The 20,341-nt window shown below is 65.7% G+C and carries 19 protein-coding genes and 1 pseudogene; 7 read left to right on the top strand and 13 right to left on the bottom strand.

All coding sequences use genetic code 11. The annotated features are described in order from the left end of the window. The 5 genes and pseudogenes from WBF82_RS17705 to glf form a co-directional block, all read right to left on the bottom strand. Positions 1–759 (bottom strand): annotated as a pseudogene (locus tag WBF82_RS17705) (hypothetical protein); the annotation flags it as partial. Position 760: 1 nt separating this feature from the next. Next, a complete protein-coding gene (locus WBF82_RS17700; protein ID WP_424384266.1) occupies positions 761–1,684 on the bottom strand; it encodes a decaprenyl-phosphate phosphoribosyltransferase in 924 nt (307 codons plus the stop codon). A gap of 49 nt (positions 1,685–1,733) precedes the next feature. Then, positions 1,734–2,291, bottom strand: a complete 558-nt coding sequence (locus WBF82_RS17695; protein WP_424384265.1) for a phosphatase PAP2 family protein — start codon at positions 2,289–2,291, stop codon at positions 1,734–1,736. Then, positions 2,272–4,251: a glycosyltransferase gene (locus WBF82_RS17690; protein ID WP_424384264.1), complete on the bottom strand. Its 1,980-nt coding sequence runs from the start codon at positions 4,249–4,251 to the stop codon at positions 2,272–2,274. Before WBF82_RS17690 ends, WBF82_RS17695 begins: the two co-directional genes overlap by 20 nt. After that, on the bottom strand, positions 4,248–5,453 hold the full coding sequence (glf, locus tag WBF82_RS17685; RefSeq protein WP_424384263.1) for a UDP-galactopyranose mutase: 1,206 nt from the start codon (positions 5,451–5,453) through the stop codon (positions 4,248–4,250). Before glf ends, WBF82_RS17690 begins: the two co-directional genes overlap by 4 nt. A gap of 286 nt (positions 5,454–5,739) precedes the next feature. On the opposite strand from glf, the gene WBF82_RS17680 reads away from it, so the two are divergent. Both WBF82_RS17680 and WBF82_RS17675 read left to right on the top strand, forming a co-directional pair. Next, positions 5,740–6,771, top strand: a complete 1,032-nt coding sequence (locus WBF82_RS17680; protein ID WP_424384262.1) for a hypothetical protein — start codon at positions 5,740–5,742, stop codon at positions 6,769–6,771. A gap of 108 nt (positions 6,772–6,879) precedes the next feature. Then, positions 6,880–8,523 (top strand): N-acetylmuramoyl-L-alanine amidase, encoded by a 1,644-nt coding sequence (locus WBF82_RS17675; RefSeq protein WP_424384261.1) that lies wholly within the window; start codon positions 6,880–6,882, stop codon positions 8,521–8,523. An 82-nt stretch (positions 8,524–8,605) separates the two neighbouring features. Here the strand turns inward: WBF82_RS17675 and WBF82_RS17670 are convergent, their stop codons facing one another. The 4 genes from WBF82_RS17670 to WBF82_RS17655 form a co-directional block, all read right to left on the bottom strand. Further along, positions 8,606–9,421: an HAD family hydrolase gene (locus WBF82_RS17670; protein WP_424384260.1), complete on the bottom strand. Its 816-nt coding sequence runs from the start codon at positions 9,419–9,421 to the stop codon at positions 8,606–8,608. Positions 9,422–9,449: 28 nt separating this feature from the next. Then, the gene (locus WBF82_RS17665; RefSeq protein ID WP_424384259.1) at positions 9,450–10,235 is read right to left on the bottom strand and encodes a lysophospholipid acyltransferase family protein; all 786 of its coding nucleotides are present in this window, start codon (positions 10,233–10,235) and stop codon (positions 9,450–9,452) included. Between the two features lie 74 nt (positions 10,236–10,309). Continuing rightward, positions 10,310–11,071, bottom strand: coding sequence for a lysophospholipid acyltransferase family protein (locus WBF82_RS17660; RefSeq protein WP_424384258.1), 762 nt, complete (start codon positions 11,069–11,071; stop codon positions 10,310–10,312). A gap of 4 nt (positions 11,072–11,075) precedes the next feature. Further along, positions 11,076–11,858, bottom strand: coding sequence for a lysophospholipid acyltransferase family protein (locus WBF82_RS17655; RefSeq protein ID WP_424384257.1), 783 nt, complete (start codon positions 11,856–11,858; stop codon positions 11,076–11,078). A gap of 198 nt (positions 11,859–12,056) precedes the next feature. Between WBF82_RS17655 and WBF82_RS17650 the strand changes: the two genes are divergently transcribed. Beyond that, positions 12,057–13,607, top strand: a complete 1,551-nt coding sequence (locus WBF82_RS17650) for a Rieske 2Fe-2S domain-containing protein (RefSeq protein WP_424384256.1) — start codon at positions 12,057–12,059, stop codon at positions 13,605–13,607. Then, the gene (locus WBF82_RS17645; RefSeq protein WP_424384255.1) at positions 13,604–13,939 is read left to right on the top strand and encodes a hypothetical protein; all 336 of its coding nucleotides are present in this window, start codon (positions 13,604–13,606) and stop codon (positions 13,937–13,939) included. Before WBF82_RS17650 ends, WBF82_RS17645 begins: the two co-directional genes overlap by 4 nt. 11 nt (positions 13,940–13,950) lie before the next feature. Here WBF82_RS17645 and WBF82_RS17640 read toward each other — a convergent pair whose 3' ends face one another. Next, positions 13,951–15,513, bottom strand: a complete 1,563-nt coding sequence (locus tag WBF82_RS17640; RefSeq protein ID WP_424384254.1) for a phytoene desaturase family protein — start codon at positions 15,511–15,513, stop codon at positions 13,951–13,953. A gap of 49 nt (positions 15,514–15,562) precedes the next feature. Further along, a complete protein-coding gene (locus WBF82_RS17635; protein ID WP_424384253.1) occupies positions 15,563–16,189 on the bottom strand; it encodes a TetR/AcrR family transcriptional regulator in 627 nt (208 codons plus the stop codon). 68 nt (positions 16,190–16,257) lie between these two features. Between WBF82_RS17635 and WBF82_RS17630 the strand changes: the two genes are divergently transcribed. Next, the gene (locus WBF82_RS17630) at positions 16,258–16,749 is read left to right on the top strand and encodes a DUF2834 domain-containing protein (RefSeq protein WP_424384252.1); all 492 of its coding nucleotides are present in this window, start codon (positions 16,258–16,260) and stop codon (positions 16,747–16,749) included. Here WBF82_RS17630 and WBF82_RS17625 read toward each other — a convergent pair. Further along, entirely contained in the window at positions 16,746–17,027 is a 282-nt protein-coding gene (locus WBF82_RS17625; protein WP_424384251.1) for a winged helix-turn-helix transcriptional regulator, read from the bottom strand. The two genes, WBF82_RS17630 and WBF82_RS17625, sit on opposite strands and share 4 nt — an antisense overlap. 172 nt (positions 17,028–17,199) lie before the next feature. On the opposite strand from WBF82_RS17625, the gene WBF82_RS17620 reads away from it, so the two are divergent. After that, positions 17,200–17,697: a carboxymuconolactone decarboxylase family protein gene (locus WBF82_RS17620; protein ID WP_424384250.1), complete on the top strand. Its 498-nt coding sequence runs from the start codon at positions 17,200–17,202 to the stop codon at positions 17,695–17,697. Here WBF82_RS17620 and serS read toward each other — a convergent pair. After that, entirely contained in the window at positions 17,694–18,947 is a 1,254-nt protein-coding gene (gene serS / locus WBF82_RS17615) for a serine--tRNA ligase (protein WP_424384249.1), read from the bottom strand. The two genes, WBF82_RS17620 and serS, sit on opposite strands and share 4 nt — an antisense overlap. A 101-nt stretch (positions 18,948–19,048) precedes the next feature. On the opposite strand from serS, the gene WBF82_RS17610 reads away from it, so the two are divergent. Beyond that, positions 19,049–20,341 (top strand): septum formation family protein (locus WBF82_RS17610; protein ID WP_424384248.1); only part of this gene is annotated, 1,293 nt, incomplete at its 3' end.

Here is a 20,341-nt window from a genome sequence, read left to right as displayed (position 1 = left end):
GAAAATCTGGTAGCCCACCGGAAGCAGCCCACCGGCCACCACGATCAGCACTCGGCGCCGCCAGCCCTTGGCGGCGATCAGCATCATGATCAGCGCCAGGCCGCCGATGAGCGCCAACTCGGGGCGCACCAACACACTGCACCCGGCGACACAGGCCAGGGTGCCGATGAAGACGGGCCCGGACGGGCGCACCCGCATCGCTTGCGACCAGCAGACCATCATCCACCAGAGCAGCCCGAGATAGGCCATCACCAGCCCGCTTTCCAGGCCGGAGGTAGCGAAGTCGCGCGCCGGCGGCACCGCGAGGTACACCAGCGCACCGGCCGGCAGCATGACCGCCCGTCGGCCCAGCAGCCCGGGTGCGAACAGCCGGCCGGCGCCCAACATCAGCATCGCCAACCCCGCCACGCTGAGCAGCAGAGCCAGCGCCAGTGCCACATACTCCAGGCGCATCGGCCAGCTCAGCCAGCCTCCGAGATAGACCAGATAGGTCCACACCACCGAGGTGTTGGCTTCTACCCGCTCGCCCGCGTTGAACACCGGGCCGTTGCCCGCCAACAGGTTTCGCACGGTCCGCAGGACGATCAACCCGTCGTCGGCGATCCAGCGCCGCTGCCAGGCACCCCACCCGAACAACACCGCGACCGCGACCACGCTCACCCAGAGGCTGACCCGCACCGTGGTGTCGTACCGAAACGCCGGCCGGCCTACTGCCCGCAGCACCGGCCCGCGAGACGGCACGGGGATCTTGCCCGCCACGTCAGCCGAGGATAACCGCAGCACCTATGGTTCCGATCCAGGCCACGAACAGCAACTGCAGCACCCGGTCGCGCAACGCGATGTCTTCGGGCTCGCCGGCCAGACCGCCGTCGACGTCGACCGCGTACCGCAGGATCGCGATCGTGAACGGAATCATCGAGACCGCGAACCAGTTGCCTGAATAGCGGTCCCGCTCGAACGCCCACAGCCCGTAACACACCACCAGCGCGGTGGCCGACATCGTCCAGACAAACCGAAGGTAGGTGCCGGTGTAGCTCTCGAGCGATTTGCGGATCTTGGCGCCGGTGCGCTCGGCCAGTTGCAGCTCGGCATAGCGCTTCCCGGCGCCCATGAACAGCGACGCGAACGCAATTCCCAGCAAAAACCATTGCGACAGATAGATACCGGCGGCCACACCCCCGCCGATGGCGCGGATCAAATACGCCGACGAGAGGATGCAGATGTCGATCACCGCTTGGTGTTTGAGGCCGAAGCAATACGCCAACTGCATACCGAGGTAGACAGCGATCACCAGCGCCAGGTTCGGGGTCAGCCACCAGGAGACGACGAGCGAAGCCACCCCGAGCACCGCCGCCATGACATATGCCAGCCATTCGGGCACCACGCCGGCGGCGATGGGCCGGAACCGCTTGGTGGGGTGCTCGCGGTCGGCCTCGACATCCTGCACGTCGTTGATCAGGTAAATCGACGAGGCGGCCAGGCTGAACACCACGAACGCGATGGCCTCTTTGCCCAGCACGTCGGCGTAGTTGTAGCGGACATCGGTGCCCAACGCGGCCAATGGCGCGAGTAGCACGAGCACGTTCTTCACCCATTGGCGCGGGCGGACCGCCTTGAACAGGCCTACGACCAGGTTTGCCGGCGGTCCGGTCACTGGCGCTTCATCTTTGATCTCTTCACTCATCTGCGCCACTCCTCAGCATCGCTGCGCTCTGCATCGTCGCCGGCGCGGCTCATTTGCCCGTTCCTGTCAGCCGCCCATCGATTCGAACGGCTGCCCTTTCCACGGCCGCTGCGACTATGGCGCCGACGACCACGCCGGTAGCCACGTCGCTGGGATAGTGCACGCCGAGCAGCACCCGCGAGAGTGCCATCGGTGGAACCAGCATGACAGGCAGCGGCGCTCCGGTGACACGGGCCAGCAGGATGGACGCCGCCGTCGTCGAGGTGGCGTGCGCCGACGGGAAGCTCAACTTGCTGGGCGTGCCGACGTTGACCGCGACCGCAGGATGATGCGGCCGCGGGCGGCGCACCAGTCGCTTGATCAGCACGGCGGCCGCGTGCGCGGAGAACGCCCCGACGCCGGCCAGCAGCCAGGCTCGCCGCCGCGCCGGTTGCAAGATCGCGCCGATCACCGACACCGCCAACCAGCCGATGCTGTGCTCACCGAAATGCGATAGCGCCCGCGCGGCCGCCAACGCACCGGGACGGCTGCCCAACGCCGATTGAATCGCTACCAGCGCAGCCACTTCACCTTGCGGCGGCGCCGAATCAGGCGCGATGTCGGCCATTGCCAGACACATTGTCTCGGGCCGACGGGGCCGAGGGGGCCTCCAGTAGCACCGTCTCCCACTTCTCCTTGCTGGAGAGCACCGGCAGCGCCTGGCGATAGACACGGCGCATCTCGTCGAAACGACTCAACAGTTGCCGCTGGCGGCGCAGCGACTGCCACAGCAACGCAAACATCTTGGCTCGGTCGCGCTGCCGGTAAACGGCACCGCGGCCGTCAGCCGTCGTGACGGTGGCGCCGTCGAGCGTGCACAGCCGAAACCACCGGGCGTCTTGGGTCGGCACGTTCAACTGCGGCCGCCGATGATGCGCCGGGTCTGCCTGCTTGAGCTGGTGCAGCGTGCCACGCAGCAGCCGATACCCCACAGTCAGTGGATGCACCGGCGGCTTCATCTCACGGTTGCGCTGCGACGGCGCGGGCAATTCGTCGGACGACGGCAACACCACAGCATCGGGGTAGGCCTTGCGCATCCGGTGCACCTCGGGCAGCGCGGATTCCAGTATCGAGAAGATGTGCTCTGGACCGGCGAGGAAATCGTCAATCGCTTTGTTTTGGATGGCCACTGTCGAATATTCAAGGCAGGAAAGGTGTTTCAGTGTCGCCTTGAGATGGCTTCGCACCAGTCCGGACACGTCACCATTCCAGTGCATCGCGGCGACCACCAGCCGGTTGCGCAGGTGGAAATAGGCCTGCCAGTCGATCGCGTCGTCCTTGTCGCTCCAGGCCATGTGCCAGATCGCCGCGCCAGGCAACGTGGCGGTGGGGTAGCCGTGCTCGGCGGCGCGCAGCCCGTAATCGGCGTCGTCCCATTTGATGAACAGGGGCAACGGCTGGCCCAGCTCCTCGGCGACCTGCCGCGGGATCATGCACGTCCACCAGCCGTTGTAGTCGACGTCGATGCGCCGGTGCAGCAGTTGGCTGCGACCGTTGTTGTCGCTCAACGGATATTCGGCAAAGTCGTGATCGTATTCGGTATACGGCGCCGCGGTCCACATGAAGTTCTCCCGGTCGACCATCTCGCCCATGATGTGCAGGTGCGACGGCTCCTGCAGGTTGAGCATCTGGCCGCCGACCAGCATCGGCGCCTTGGCGAAGCGGTGCATCGCGAGGATGCGCAGAATGGTGTCCGACTGCAGCTGAATATCGTCATCCATGAACAGGATCTGCTGACAGTCAGTGTTTTTCAGTGCCTCATACATCACCCGGCTGTATCCGCCGGAGCCGCCGAGGTTGGGCTGGTCGTGAATGGAAAGCCGATCACCCAGTGGTGCAGCTACAGCGGCGAAATCGGGGTGATCGCGCACCTTCTTGGTGCCTTGGTCTGGCACAATCACTGCACCGATCACCTTGTCCACCAATGGATCTGCGGTGAGCTCGCGCAGTGCGTTGACGCAGTCGTTCGGCCGGTTGAAGGTTGGGATCCCGATCGCAACGTTTGCGACACCCGGTGCGGGCTGGTCGGAATACCAGCCGGCACCGTGCAGCGTCACCTCTGTGTCGGTGGTGATGTCGAACCAGATCCACCCTCCGTCTTCGAATGGCTCCAGTCCAACCTGCAATTCGATGCTCGCCGGCTTGCTATCGGTGCCGTCGAATTTGCGTCCTTCGACGAAGATCCGGGCGCCGGTGGCCTTGGTGCGGTAGACGTCGACACGGCCTGTGCCGGTCAATTCGGCGTGCAGCACCACGGATGTGCACGTCGTCCACCGCCGCCAATAACTGGCCGGAAACGCATTGAAGTAGGTGGCGAACGACACCTCGGATTCGGGGCCGATCTGCAGCGAGGTGCGGTCGCTGGCGTGCGCGCGCCGGGAATTGGTCTTCGACTCCTCCAGGTAAAGCTTGCGCACGTCGAGGGGCTCACCCGGACGCGGCATGATGACGCGGGCCAGCAGGCTCACGGCCTTACCGGATTGCCGGGTCGCGGCTTGGCTTGCATCGTCGGCGGTGGTTTTGCTCATCCGCGAATGCTTCCTTTGTTGTTTTCGTCCAGCGAGGCGCCGTCGCGCAGGTGCGGCGCCAGCGTGTTGTCGTACATGTTCAGCGCGCTGGCGATGGCCATGTGCATGTCGAGATATTGGTAGGTGCCGAGCCGCCCGCCGAAAAGTAACTTCGATGAAGCGGTTTCATCTTTGGCCCTGGCCCGGTAGGCCGCAAGCACGGTGCGGTCGGCCTCGGTGTTGATCGGGTAATAGGGCTCGTCGTCGTGCTCGGCGAATCGGGAGTACTCCCGCATGATCACCGTCTTGTCGGTCGGGTAGTCCCGTTCAGGGTGGAAATGGCGGAACTCGTGAATGCGGGTGTAGGGCACCTCGAGGTCGTTGTAGTTCATCACCGGCGTGCCCTGGAAATCTCCAGTCGGCAGCACTTCGACCTCGAAATCCAGTGTGCGCCACCCTAAGTGACCGTCCGCGTAGTTGAAGTAGCGATCCAGCGGGCCGGTGTAGACCACCGGAGCGTCCGGATTGGCGGCGCGTAGTTCGTCGCGGACGTCGAACCAGTCGGTATCCAGCCTGACCTCGATGCGCTCGTCGGCGGCCATGTTCTTACACCAGGCCGTGTAGCCGTTGACAGGCAGACCCTCGTAGGTGTCGTTGAAGTAGCGGTTGTCGAAGGTGTAGCGCACCGGCAACCGGGTGATGTTGGCCGCGGGCAGCTCCTTGGGATCGGTCTGCCACTGCTTGGCGGTGTAGCCCTTGACGAACGCCTCGTACAACGGACGGCCGATCAGCGAGATCGCCTTCTCTTCGAGGTTCTGGGCATCTTCCGACTTGATTTCGGCGGCCTGCTCGGCGATCAGCTGCCGCGCCTCGTCGGGGCTGAAGTAGCGGCCGAAGAACTGGGAAACCAGCCCCAGCCCCATGGGGAATTGGTAGGCCTGCCCGTCGTGCAGCGCGAAGACCCGATGCTGGTAACCGGTGAACTCGGTGAACTGCCGCACGTAATCCCACACCCGCTTGTTGGAGGTGTGGAAGAGGTGCGCGCCGTACTTGTGCACCTCGATGCCGGTCTGCGGCTCGGCCTCCGAATAGGCGTTTCCGCCGATATGCGGGCGCTTTTCGACGACGAGCACGCGCTTGTCGAGTTGGCTTGCCACGCGCTCGGCAATCGTCAGGCCGAAGAATCCGGAGCCGACGACGAAGAGGTCGAAACGAGTGGTCATCGGTTGCCTAGGGTATCCGACTGCGCGACCGTAGCCCGCTTGGCGGCGGCGTTGGCGCGGGGTGTTCTGCGTTCACAACGCGAATACCAGCGCCCCGCCGCACGATTGAGCGCATTTTCAGTGACGAAGGTCGCGATTGGCTCACGATTCGATCTCGTCACACTAGCCACACCATTCACGTCAGTACCATCGATCACGTGCCCCGAGTATCGCCTCTCAGGCACCTTGCCCGCCCTTAAGCAGGCATGAAACGCCAGACCACATGGTCCAGATTGAGGAGACTTCCGTGCCGAACCGACGTCGACGCAGGCTCTCGACAGCCATGAGCGCAGTCGCCGCTCTGGCGGTCGCGAGTCCTTTTGCTTACGTTGCCGTGTGCAACTTGTCAGCCGACACCAAGCCGGCACCGCAGCACCGCGAGTTCGTCCGTGCCGCGGGGATGACCGACCTGCCCGGCGAATTGATGTCCGCGTTGTCCCAAGGGCTGTCCCAGTTCGGGGTGAACCTTCCGCCGGTGCCTAGCCTGACCGGTGCCACCAGCCCCGGCCTGACCTCGCCGGGTCTCACCTCACCGGGCCTCACCTCACCGGGCCTGACCTCGCCGGGTCTCACCGCACCGGGCCTGACGTCACCGGGTCTCACGTCACCGGGCCTGACCTCGCCGGGTCTCACGACCCCGGGTCTCACGACGCCGGGCCTGACCACTCCCGGTCTGACGACTCCGGGTGCGGCCATTCCGGGTGCGGCCACACCGGGTTTGACCACTCCGGGGGCGACCACCCCTGGCGCGACTGCAGGCCTGACTCCGGGCGCTACTGCGGGCCTGACCCCAGGCACGACCCCCGGCGTCACACCGGGAACGACCCCGGGCCTGACTGACCCGTCGTTGACTAGCCCGGCTCTGACCAGCCCCGGCGGCTTGACGCCTGGGCTGACCAGCCCGGCCGGTTTCGCCCCTTCTTCTGGTGCTCTGCCGAATCCGGGCGAATACCCGATCAGCGACCCGATCGGATTGGACCCCGGTGCCGGCGGCACGTATCCGATCCTCGGCGATCCCTCGCTCGGCGCTGCGCCGGCGGCCGGCGCAAGCGGCGGCGGCAGCGGCGGGCTGGTCAGCGACTTGATGAGCGCTGCCAACCAGCTGGGCGCCGGTCAGGTCATCGACCTGCTCAAGGGCGTGATGATGCCGGGGATCACGCAAGCAATGCAAGGTGCCAACCCGGCTGCGGCTGCGGCTGCGGCGGCACCAGCCGCTGCTGCACCGGCCGCTGCGGTGCCGGCTCTCCCGGTAGCGGCACCACCGGTGCCGACACCCTGATCGGAGACCCCGGCGTCGGGACGACCACCCGAAACGGCACCAGACATAGTTCAGTTATGTAGCGTGTCGAACCATCTGTAACATCAGACACATACGTAACATCGGGTGGTGCCGCCCCGCCGTCCCGCACCGACGATGTTGCTCACCGCCATCGCGGCGACAGCCGTCATCGTGCCGTGGGCGGTCGAGTCCCCCGGGCATCGCGACCAGCACCATCAGGCGGCCCGCGCCGGCGATACTCAGCTCACCCAACAACCGTTGGTCGGGGTCGGCGGTGGCGTAACGGTCCGCGAAGTCAGCCAAAGCACACCGTTTTCCATGGTGGGGCTGGCCGGCGGCGACCTCAGCGGCACGTCGGCGCGGATACGCGCACGCCATGCCGACGGCTCGTGGGGGCCATGGCATGAAACGCATGAGGCCGAGGCGCTGCCGGGCCCGGGCGGCCAAGGGTCGGCACCCGGGCGATCCGGAACCGATCCGGTGTTCGTGGGTAAGACCACGACCGTTCAGATCGCGATCAGCCGACCCCCCGGCGCGGCGCCGACTGTGCCGCCGAAGGGCTCGACGCCGACCACGACCGAGCTGGGCTACCTGCCGGCCACCGTTGGACAACCGCTGGCGCAAAACATTTCAGCTGTCCTTATTTCCCCGCCGCAGGCGCCGGCCGACACCCAGTGGACGGCGCCCACCGCCGTCATCGCGGCGGGTCAACCACCCAGCATCATCGGTCGCGCGCAATGGGGCGCCGATGAATTGGTGCGCTGCGGAAACCGGCCATTCGACGAGCCCATCCGCGCCGCGGTCGTTCACCACACCGGCGAGAGCAACGACTACCAGCCGCAGGACTCGGCTGCGATCGTCCAATCGATTTACGCCTACCACACCCAGATTCTGGGCTGGTGCGACATTGCCTACAACGCACTGGTCGACAAGTACGGCCAGGTGTTCGAGGGCAGAGCAGGTGCACTCACCGGGCCGGTGCAGGGCGACCACACCGGCGGCTTCAACCGCGAGGCGTGGGGTGTGGCGATGATTGGCAACTTCGATGACGTCGCGCCTACGCCCATCCAGCTGCACACGGTCGGGCGACTGCTCGGCTGGCGGCTCGGCCTGGACCATGTCAACCCCAAGGGAACAGTCACCTTGGCCTCGGCCGGCGGACCCGACACCAACGTTCCTGTCGATGCCACGGCGACGCTGCCGACTATTTTCAGCCACCGCGACGTCGGCGCCACCGACTGTCCGGGCAACGTCGGCTATGGGCTTCTCGACGAAATCCGGGACACCGCAGCTCATTTCAATAGCCCGCCCAGCCCCGAAGACCTGGCGATGGCGCTGCGGGGCGGCGCGATATATGACCGCTGGCAGTCGATGGGCGGGCTGACCAGCGTGCTGGGCGCGCCGACATCACCGGAAGCCACCGGGGCAGGCTCGGCGCGCTATGCCACTTTCGACAAGGGCGCGATGTACTGGTCGCCGGACACCGGTGCGCAACCCGTGACCGGAGCCATCTATGACGCGTGGGCCTCACTCGGCTATGAGCGGGGTGCTCTGGGCTTGCCGACCAGCGGCGAGTTGCAGGAGCCGCAATGGGTTAAGCAGAATTTCCAGCACGGCACGTTGGACTTTGACCGGCTCAGCGGTCACATCAGCCGGGTGATCGACGGTGTCGTCGAGGAATTGCCGCCGTCTCCGCCGACCGGACCACCGACGCAGCTCGAGCGGTTTTCACCGGTCCATCCGGCGGACTGAGCGGCGAAAAGATCGCCAGCGTAACGCCACGGCGGTTTTTCGGGCGTGGATTCGCAGTGGCGTTACGCTCGCGGCGACAGCGCTACAGCCACCAGCGTTCCAGCACCCGCGCCACCCCGTCGTCGGTGTTGGGTGTGGTCACCTCATTGGCGGCCGCTATCGCGTCGGGATGCGCATTGCCCATCGCCACCCCGTGGCCCGCCCGCAACAACATCGGCACATCGTTGGGCATGTCGCCGAACGCAACCCAGTCATCATCGGTAATGCCAAGTGGGCGCGCGAGTTCGGCGATACCGGTGGCCTTGTTGATGCCCAACGGCACGATTTCGATCAGCCCATTGTTGGTGGAGAAGGTGATGTCGCCCTCGAGGCCGACGTGCTTAGCGAGCTCGGCGGCCATATCGCCGCTGCGGGCACCGGCCTTGCGCACCAGGAGTTTCACCGCAGGGGCGCTCAGCAGGTCTTCGATGGACACTTCGGTGTTGTCCGGATTGAGCCAGGCATGCTCATAGCCCGGCGAGCTGACAAACTGCGGCGTCGCCGCATCGTGCGCGCTGCGGCCGATCCGCTCAACGGCCAACCCGGCGCCCGGGATGGCGCGCGTCGCGATCTCGGCGAGTTCGCCGAGGGTGTCGGCGGACAGCGTTCGGGCCGAGAGCACACGGTCGGTGGCGGGGTCGTAGATCACCGCGCCGTTGGCGCACACCGCCATCGGCGCGAACCCGAGCTCGTCGACCACCCGCCGCACCCAGCGCGGCGGTCGGCCGGTGGCCAGCACGAACTGGGCCCCGGCCTCGACGGCTGCGCGCACAGCCGCGCGCGTGCGCGAAGAGATTCTCTCGTCGTCGGCGATCAGGGTGCCGTCCACATCGCAGGCGATCAGGGCAGGCAGGGTCACTGGGCCGATCCGCCTTCGCAGCCAGCGATCAATGTATTCCGCTCTGGGTTTCCCCCGGCCGCGTCACGCCGTCGGTTCCGCGCTTATGAAGGCGCTCTTGCAATTCGGCGAACCTGATCTGCTGGGAATGTTCCCGGGTTGGTGCGCTGCCGCCCAACCGCCGCGGCACCCAGAACTCGCCCGGCGGATGCGGATACTCCTCTTGCACCCGGTACAGCATCTCGTTCATGACTTCGCGGAGCGCGGCGTTGAGCTGTTCGGGGGTGCCCCGCGGAGGCAGCGGACGGCCGGCGGCCACCGTGATCGGGACCTTGTTGCGAAACACCTTTTTTTCGTGATCTTTGGGCCAAATACGGTGGGCGCCCCAAACGACCATCGGGATTATCGGCACCCGCGCCTCCAAGGCCATCCTGGCCGCCCCGGTCTTGAACTCGCGAAGTTCGAAACTGCGGCTGATGGTGGCCTCGGGATGCATGCCGATGAGTTGGCCATCACGCAGCCGCTGCACGGCTACCTCGAACGCTTCGTGCCCCTGCTTGCGGTCCACCGGAATGAGCCTTGCGTGCTTGATGACGTAGTTCGCGGCCTTCACGTCGGCCATCTCGGCCTTGATCATGAAGTACATCCGCCGGCCCCGTTCCCGCACGGCGAACAACGGGGGAAGCCAGTCCAGGTAGCTGGTGTGGTTCTGAGCAAGTATCGCGCCGCCCCGCTGCGGAATGTTTTCCAGGCCCTGGAACGTGAACTTGGTTCCGTTCATCGCGACGACCGGTGGCACGATCCACTCACCGAATCGGTAAAACGGCTCTGCCATGATCGGAGCTCCTTTCGTTCCACTCGGCGCCGCTTCTTCGCCCCCGACGCGCACCCCGAGCGCCCCTCGCCGCGCTACTGACCGCGCTCGGCGCGTCGCCGTTGGCGCTTAGCCCTTCGTTCGCTGTCTTCAGTGTCCTGGAGAATCTTTGCCTCCGCTACCGTAGGTGCGCTTCCGCCAAGCCGGTGCGGTACCCAGAACTCGCCTTCGGGGCGGGGATATTCCTCCTGGACGCGATGCAACAACGTCGTCATTTCGTCGCGGAGCGCCGCGTCAAGCTGCTCGACGTCACCGTCGGCCGGCAACGGCTTGCCCGCCGCGACGATGACCGGGATCTTTTTGCGGCCCACATTCCGCGGGTGGTCCTTCGTCCAGATCCGCTGTGCACCCCACACGATCAACGGAATCATCGGGACACCGGCCTCCAGCGCCATCCGCGCTGCGCCGGTCTTGAACTCCTTGAGCTCGAAACTGCGGCTGATCGTCGCCTCCGGCATCAGGCCGACCACCTCGCCGGCGCGCAGCAACCGCACCGCCTCGGCGTAGGCCTCGCCCCCGGCTCCGCGGTTGACCGGAACGGTCTTGGTGTGCCTGATCAAGAAGTTGACCACCTTCACCTGCTGCATCTCGGCCTTGATCATGTAACGGATGCGCCGCCCGCGGTAATGCACAGCAAGCGCGGCCGGCAGCCAGTCCACGTAGCTGGTGTGGTTGATTGCCAGCACCGCCCCGCCGGTCCGCGGGATGTTTTCCAGGTTTTGGTAGGTGATCTTGGTGCCGGTCGCTGTGACCAAGGCTTTAGCCGCGATCTCGAGAGTTCGGAAAACCGGCTCCATGCTGCTACTCCGGTGCGCTCGCCGGATCAGCGCGGCCGCGAGCGGCCCGGGCGGCTGCGCGTCGGCTGGCTTCCTCGGCGTCCAGCCGGGCCGCCTCCGCGAGCGTGGGGGCGGTGCCGCCCAGCCGGTGCGGCACCCAGAACTCGCCCGCCGGATACGGACCGTACGAATCCTGCACCTGCTCCAGCAGATGCTGCATTCGGGAATGCAGCAACGCCGTCAGGTCGGGGGCTGGCAGCGTCGGCAGGATCGGCTCGCCCACCGCCACCTCGATCGGCACCTTCGGGCGCAGCAGTTTCTTGGGATGGCCCTTGGTCCAGATTCGCTGGGCACCCCACACGATGTGCGGAACGATCGGCACGTCGGCGGCGATCGCCATCCGGGCGGCGCCGGACTTGAACTCCTTGATTTCGAAGCTGCGACTGATCGTCGCTTCGGGATAGACGCCGACCAGCTCACCGTCCTTGAGAGCCTGCACGGCCGCGTCAAACGACGCGGCGCCGCTGGCCCGGTCCACCGGGATGTGCCGGAGTTTGCGCATGATCGGCCCAGTGATCTTGTGATCGAAGACCTCTTGTTTGGCCATGAACCGCACTTTGCGCCCGAGCCCCTGCTTGTAGGCGGGCAACCCGGCGAAGGTGAAGTCGAAATAGCTGGTGTGGTTGATGGCGATGACGGCGCCGCCGGTGGTGGGCACGTTCTCTACGCCGTCGAGCATGAAACGCAAACCCTGCAATCGCCACGTCAACCGGGCGATTTGGATGATCGTCCCGTATACCGGTTCCACGCTCAACCACCCTAGTGTTTGCGGCTGGACGGCTGCCACAGGTCGGGTCGTACCCTCGGCTCCGCCGCTGGGTTGATGGCGGCGACCCGCTTCGCCCGGCTTCCAGCCGCCCTCACGATCGCCGCTAGGTTGATGGCGGCGACCCGCTTCGCCCGGCTTCCAGCCGCCCTCACGATCGCCGCTAGGCTTGGGCGGCAAATGCGGGTTACAAGCGTCGGCCATGCTGGCTTTCGGATCGAGACCCAGGCGGGCAGCATTCTGTGCGACCCCTGGGTCAATCCGGCCTACTTTGCCTCGTGGTTTCCCTTCCCGGACAACAGCCAGCTGGACTGGGACAGCCTGGGAAACTGCGACTACCTGTATGTCTCACACCTGCACAAGGACCACTTCGACGCCAAGTTGCTGACTGCGCACGTCAACAAGGACGCCATGGTGTTGCTGCCGGATTATCCGGTGCCCGACTTGAAAGATGCGTTGCAGAATCTGGGGTTTCACCGGTTCTTCGAAACCACCGACTCGGTTAAGCACCGGATCTCGGGGCCAAAGGGCGACCTCGACATCATGGTCATCGCGCTGCGGGCGCCCGCCGACGGCCCGATCGGCGATTCCGCACTGGTGGTCTCCGACGGTGTGACGACAGCGTTCAACATGAACGACGCCCGGCCGGTCGATCTGGATGTGCTGCACGCCGACTTTGGCGACATCGACGTGCACATGCTGCAGTATTCCGGCGCGATCTGGTACCCGATGGTCTACGACATGCCGGCGCGAGCCAAGGAGACGTTCGGCACTCAAAAGCGGCAGCGCCAGATGGACCGGGCGCGGCAATATGTCGCACAGGTCGGCGCGACGTGGGTGATTCCGTCAGCCGGCCCACCGTGTTTCCTGGATCCCGAGCTGCGCGACCTCAACGACGACCACGGCGATCCCGCCAACATTTTCCCCGACCAGATGGTGTTCCTCGACCAGATGCGCACGCACGGCCACGACCGCGGCCTGTTGATGATGCCCGGGTCGACTGCTGAATTCTGCGGTGCACAACTGAACTCGCTTAGCCACCCGCTGCCCACCGATCAAGTGGAGGCCATCTTCACCACCGGCAAGGCGGCCTACATCGCCGACTACGCCGCCCGTATGCAACCGGTGCTGGCGGCAGAGAAGGCCAGCTGGGCACCTGTCACCGGCGACTCGCTGCTGGAGCCGCTGCGGGCGGTGTTCGAGCCGATCATGTTGGCCAGCGACGAGATCTGCGACGGTATCGGCTACCCCGTCGAGCTGGTGATCGGCCCGCAAAGGGTGGTGCTCGACTTTCCGAAACGCACTGTGCGGGAAGCGATTCCCGATGAGAAGTTCCGCTACGGTTTTGCGATTCCACCGGAACTGGTGCGCACCGTGCTGCGCGACAACGAGCCCGACTGGGTCAACACGATCTTCTTGTCCACCCGATTCAAGGCGTGGCGGGTCGGTGGCTACAACGAATACCTGTACACGTTCTTCAAATGCCTGACCGACGAGCGGATCGCCTACGCCGACGGCTGGTTCGGTGAGGCACACGACGATACCGCGTCAATCACCATGGACGGCTGGGAGATTCAGCGTCGATGCCCGCATCTGAAAGCCGACCTGTCCAAGTTCGGCGTGGTCGAAGGCAGCACGCTGACCTGCAACCTGCACGGTTGGCAGTGGAATTTGGAGAACGGCCGCTGCCTCACCACGCGGGGCCATGAGCTTCGGAGCTCCCGACGATGAGCGCGGCGAGCTACGATGATGGCCTGGTCCAGTTGGACCGGGAGGCAATCACGCTGCGCCGCTACCACTTTCCGTCCGGCACCTCGAAGATCATTGCACTGGACAGGATCCGCGGGTACAAGGCCGAACCGCTGGGCCTGCTGATGCACCGGTTCCGCCTCTGGGGCAGCTCGGACCTGCGCCGCTGGCTACCGCTGGATGTGCGGCGGCCGCTGCGGTCGACGCTGATCACCCTGGACGTGCCGGGGACCCGGCCGAGCCCTGCGTTCACGCCGGCCGACCCGGAGAAGTTCACCGCGCTGCTGGACCGGCTGCTGGACCAGCAGCACTAGCGCGCGCCTGCTCAGCGCGCGGCGTCGGCCAGCGCTTGCTGGGCCGCGTTATATCCCGGGATGAACGTGATTCCCGGCCCACCGTGACATCCTGCACTGCCCAGGTACAGCCCCTCGATCGGAATCGGCTGGCCGAGAAAGCCTTTCGGGCCAGGCCGATTCGGGCCGATCTGATTGGCGTTGAGCAACCCGTGGCAGTAGTCGCCGCCCGGGGCGCCGAACATCACCCCCATGTGCTTGGGCGTGAAGGTGGTGTGCCGGATGATGCTGGCTTCGAAATTCGGCGCCAACCGGGTGATCTTGTCGATGACCCGTTGACCCATCTCGATTTTGGCCTGACCGTAATCCGCGCCGCCCTCGATCGGGAACCACAGCGCGAAGGCTGATGCGGCGTGCTTACCCTCGGGCGCCAAGTCGGGATCGTTCTGCGACGGGATCTGCAACACCACCGTCGGGTCGGCCGGCACGATCCCGCGCCGAGCGTCCTCCCACTGCAGCTGAACTTCCTCCGGTGTGCAGAACAGTCCTATCGAGGCCTGCATGGCCGGCTCGTTGAGCGCCTGGTAAGGCGGGGCGAAGTTGGGCTGCTCTTTCAGAGCGAAATGCATCTGAAGGTAGCTTCCGCGGTGATCGGTTCGCGCGTAGCGTTCGCGGATATCGGCGGGCACCACCGCGGGGTCGATCAACTCGTTCACGGTGAGGTCGGGTGCGATGCCGGAAACGACGATCGGGGCGGTCAATGTGTCGCCTGCCTCGGTGCGCACGCCGCTGACCCGACCGTCGACGACCAGGATCTCAGCGACCTTGGTACGCAGCCGCACCTCGCCGCCGCTGCGCGTCAGCAAGTCGCTCAGATGCGCAGTGAGCGCGCCGATACCGCCGCGCAGCTTCTTCATCTGCATGGTGTCGCCCTCGGGAACACCCAGCCCGAAGGCGAGTGCGGCCGCGCTGCCTGGAGTGGCAGGACCGCGGTAGAGGGTGTTGACCGCCAACACAGTCATCGAACCGCGCAGCGCACCGTGCTTCTCGCGGTCGGGCAGATAGCGGTCCAGCACATCGGTGACCGAGCCGAACAACATGTCATCGATCGCCGAGCGCTCGAATTCATTTGTGGCGCAGGCATACATCTCGTCGATTGTCTTTGGCGGTGTACCCGCCTCGAAACGACCCAATGCCCGCGTCGGCGCCTGGCTCCAACCCATCAACCCGGCCATTCCGTTGACGGCGTCGGCGCCATGCACCTCGTTGAGGTGGGTGAACAGCTGGATCGGATCGCTGTACTGGACCAACGGATCGTCACCGACGCCGCGTAGCGCCACCGACATCACGTCCAAGTCGATGGTCGGAATCGTGTCCAGGCCGAGTTGCTCGCGGACCACCGGCGCGGTGGGGAATTGCACCGAGCCGGCGATCTCGAAGTGATAGCCGTCGAACAACTCGACGGTGGACGCCATGCCGCCGGCGTAGAGCTTCGATTCCAGGCATAGCGTGCGCAGCCCGGCCTTCTGCAGCAGCACCGCGGCGGCCAGCCCGTTGTGGCCGGCGCCGATAACGATCGCGTCATAGCTAGTCATGTCCTGCCCTCCAGGAATGCAGGCTGGCATGCGCTCAAAGTTTTGTCAATTATGACGAAACTGAGTTCGGCAGCCATGCATCGGCGATCCCGGCCCGCAACGACTCCAACGCCAGGTGGCTCACCCTGGCCAACTCGCCGAGTGACCGGTCGTCCCCGATCATCCACGCCTCCATCGCCCCGAATACCGCGGCCGCGATGCACCGGGCGATCACCGTTATGCGCAGAGCCGCATCGGACGACTGGTCTGACGCGCGTCTACGGCGCTGTAGTTGCCCCTGAATGGCATCGGCAAAGTCGGCCTGCACATCCCGGATATGGCGGACGAAGCGGTCGGGGTCGATCTCACCGCTGCGCAACGCGGCAATTTTCGCCACGGCCTCAACGTCATACGGAAACGCAAAGACGGCCGACTGGACCGAATCGATGACCGGCTCGTCGGCGGGCCGTGCGTCGAGCGCGGCTCGGAACCAGGTGAGCCCGGTGTAGTCGGCAAACAGCAGATCGTGCTTGGAGCTGAAGTGACGATAGAAGGTTCGTAGCGAAACTCCGGCGTCGGCTGCTATCTGCTCGGCCGACGTCTCTTCGACGCCCTGGCCCAGGAACCGCACCATCGCGGCCTGGACCAGCGCTTCCCGCGTGCGCTCGCTGCGCGCCGTCTGCGCGGGCCTCACCATGCCAGCAACCTACCAGTCAAAGTTCTGACAATATTGACAAAACTTGTCGACGAGGTGAGACTGCGCCCATGGTGTCGCTTCTGGTGCATGCAGTACTCGGGCTTTCGGTCATCGGTTGGCTCATCGTGTCGAACCCACAGGTATTTGCCCGACCGTCCAGCGGTCCATCGTTGTCGCCGCTGGAAGCGGTGTACTACATCGTCGGCGTCGCCTCTGTGGTGCTTGGCTGGTGGTTCAACATCCACTTCGTGCAGCAGTACACGCACGGGGCGACGAACCCGATCTGGGGACCGGGCAGCTGGTCGGATTACATCCGGCTGATGTTCACCAACCCTGCCGCCAGCTCGGCGAGCCAGGACTACACGATCGCCAATGTGATTCTGCTGCCGCTATTTACGATCGTCGACGGCTATCGCCGCGGTCTACGGCGGCCGTGGCTGTACTTCGTGTCCAGCCTATTCACCAGTTTCGCGTTCGCGTTCGCGTTCTACTTCGCCACCATCGAACGGCAACGGCGCCATGCCCAAACTTCCACGGCGTCAACGCCGGTGGACGCCTAAGCGCCGCTGCGCGTTGCCTCCGCCCAGTGATGCGCCCACTGGTCCAACGGAACGAGCGCCTTGCCGAGCGACCGGCCCACTTCGCTCAACTCGTAGCACTGGTCGTTCCGCTGCACGATGAGGCCAGCGCCCGTCAGGTCACCAAGGCGCTCATAGAGGACGCTGGGCGACATGCCGTCGCAGCGCTCGCGCAGTGCCCTGGCTCCCAGCGGGCCGTCGCGCAGTTCCCACAGCATCCGTAATGACCATCGTCGACCGAGGAGGTCGAGCGCGGCCATCAGGGGACGACCAGTTGTTGATCCGCGGACGGCACGGCCGGGTCGTGCCGCCGATTGACGTTTCGGTTTCCGTAACGTAGCTTTCTTTTCCATGGTTACGGAAATAGTAACGCCTCGCATCGGCGCTCTCGAACCACCCTATGAGCCTGCCGCGGGCGCACAGCTTCAGAAGATGATGCCGCCAAAAGTGCCACCGATCGCGCTGTTTCGCACCGTGGCCAAAAACCTACCCATGGCCGAAGCTATGACATCTTGGGGCGGCTACGAGCTGAGCCGCGCGTTGTCGCTGTCCCTTCGTGACCGCGAGATCGTCATCGACCGAACCTGTGTTCGCTGTGGCTGTGAGTACGAATGGGGTGTGCACGTCGCCTTTTTCGCGGAGAAGGCGCGCCTCGATCGAGACCAGATCGGCTCGCTGACCCACGGCAGCGCCGAAGATCCGTGCTGGACCACCGAGCGGGATCGGCTGTTGATTCGCGCCGTCGACGCGCTCTGTGATCACCGGGACATCAACAACACCCTGTGGGAGGCACTGCGAGGCGAGTTCGACGATCGCGAAATCCTCGACCTCACCATGCTGTGCGGGTGGTATCACGCGATCAGCTTCACCGCGCGTGCCGCTCGCGTTCCGCTGGAGGCCGGCAGCCCCACCTTCGCCAGCGTCGGCTAAGGCTCCAGCAGCTCGACACCGACGAACGGCACCAGCGCGTCGGGAACGCGCACACTGCCGTCGGGCCGTTGGTGATTTTCCAAAATGGCCACCAGCCAGCGGGTGGTGGCCAGCGTGCCGTTGAGCGTCGCGGCAATCTGCGGCTTGCCGCCGCTGTCGCGGTAGCGGGTGGCCAGTCGGCGGGCTTGGAATGTGGTGCAGTTCGACGTCGACGTCAGCTCGCGGTAGGCGCGCTGGGTCGGCACCCACGCCTCGCAGTCGAACTTGCGGGCCGCTGACGACCCGAGATCGCCTGCGGCCACGTCGATTACCCGATAAGGCACCTCGATATGGGCCAACATCTCGCGCTGCCAGCCCAGCAGCCGCTGATGCTCGGCCTCGGCGTCGGCCGGCGTGCAGTAGACGAAACCCTCAACTTTGTCGAACTGATGCACCCGGATGATGCCGCGGGTGTCCTTGCCATAACTGCCCGCTTCGCGGCGAAAGCACGACGACCAACCGGCGTAGCGCAGCGGCCCGCCGGACAGATCGAGGATCTCGTCGGCGTGGTAGCCGGCCAGCGGCACCTCGGAGGTGCCGACGAGATAAAGGTCGTCGGCCTCCACCCGGTACACCTCGTCGGCATGCGCACCGAGGAAACCGGTGCCCGACATCACCTCCGGGCGCACCAGCACCGGCGGAATGACCGGGACGAAACCGTTGTCGGCCGCCAGCCGGATCGCCAGCTGCAGCAGCCCCAGTTGCAGTAGTGCCCCCCGGCCGGTCAGAAAGTAGAACCGCGAACCCGACACCTTGGCGCCGCGTTCCATGTCGATCAGACCCAGCGCCTCGCCGAGTTCCAGGTGATCTTTTGGATCGTCGATCGCAGCCGGCTCACCGACGACGTCCAGGACGGTGTAGTCATCCTCCCCGCCGGCCGGCACGCCATCGATGATCACGTTCGAGATCGCCATGTGCGCAGCTGTGAACGCCGCCTCGGCCTCGGTCTGCTCGGCTTCTGCCCGCTTGACCTCCTCGGCCAACTCCTTGGCCCGCGCCAGCTTCGCCGGACGCTCGTCAGCCGAGGCCGCGCCCACCTGCTTGCTGGCGGCCTTCTGGTCCGCGCGCAACGAGTCGGCTGTCGAGATCGCGCTGCGCCGGGCGGTGTCGGCTGCCAGCAGGGTGTCGACCAAGGACGGGTCCTCGCCTCGGCTGGTCTGGGACCGGCGTACGGCGTCGGGGTTTTCGCGGAGCAGCTTCAGGTCGATCACGGCCTAGAACCCTACGCGGAAGGCGCCCGCCAGCAATAACCACATGCATTACTTCTGCATCAGCTGTCACGGAACCCGGTGAGCCTGTCAGAATAGAGCCAATGTCGAAAGCATCCGAGCAGCACGAGCCACCGGCCAGCCGGCCGGGGCTCAGGTTGCCGCGGGTCGAGTGGCTCGACGCTCTGCAGGCCTCGGCCACCCGGCGCGCGTTGCTGCTGACGGCTCTGGGTGGTCTGCTCATCGCCGGCCTTGTCACCGCGCTACCGATCGGCAATGGTCCCGGGCGGCTGACCGGGTACATCGACCCGGTGCCCAGCACGGGCTCGAAGGGTAACGACGCGTTCAACCACGCCGCCAGCGGCAACTGCCTGATGTGGCCGGATCGGATGCCCGAAGCCGCGACCATCGTCGACTGCAAAGACGAGCACCGGTTTGAAGTCGCCGAGTCCGTCGACATGCGCGCGTTCCCCGGTTCGGAATACGGCCCCGAGGCCCCGCCGCCGTCGGCCACCCGCATCGAGCAGATCAGCCAGGAACAGTGCGAGTCAGCTGTGCGGCGCTACCTGGGCGCCAAGTTCGACCCGAACAGCAAGTTCATCATCAGCATGTTGTGGTCCGGCGATAAAGCATGGCGGCAGGCCGGCGAGCGACGGATGTTGTGTGGTCTGCAGCTGCCGGGCACGGGCAACGAACAGATCGCCTTCAAAGGCAAGGTCTCCGACGTCGACCAGTCGAAGGTGTGGCCCGATGGCACCTGCCTGGGTATCGACCCTGCGACCAATCAACCCACGGACATCCCGATCGACTGCGCGGCCCCGCACGCGATGGAGGTCACCGGCACGGTCAACTTGCTCGCCAAGTTCCCCGATGCGCTGCCTCCCGAGCCCGAGCAGGACGCCTTCATCAAGGACTCCTGCACCCGGCTGACGGACGCCTACCTCGCGCCGGTGCAGTTGCGCAGCACCACGCTGACGCTGATCTACAGCACGCTGTCGCTGCCGAGTTGGTCGGCGGGCAGCCGGCAGGTTGCCTGCAGCATCGGGGCCACCCTGGGCAACGGCGGCTGGGCGACGCTGCTCAACAGCGCCAAGGGTCCGCTGCGGATCAACGGTCAACCACCTGTTCCGCCACCGGATATCCCGCAGGAGCGGCTCAACCTGCCGCCGATCCCGATAACTCCCAATACCGGCGGACCGGCGTCGTCGGCGGCTGGGTCGACCGGCTCGTCCGGATCGACCGGTTCGACCGGCTCGAGCCCGCAGCGACAGGGCGACCAACATCTGCCGGGACAACCCGCGCCCGAACAGCCCGCGCCGGCTCCCGAAGCACCGCCACCGCCGCCACCACCGGCTCCCGAGGCGCCGGCGCCACCTCCGCCGCCCGCACCGGAAGCT

Origin of the sequence: Mycobacterium sp., from assembly GCF_049673265.1 — a bacterium.
GTDB lineage: Bacteria > Actinomycetota > Actinomycetes > Mycobacteriales > Mycobacteriaceae > Mycobacterium.
The sequence above is the reverse complement of the archived record's forward strand: the minus strand, read 5'-3'. Positions and strand labels throughout refer to the sequence as shown.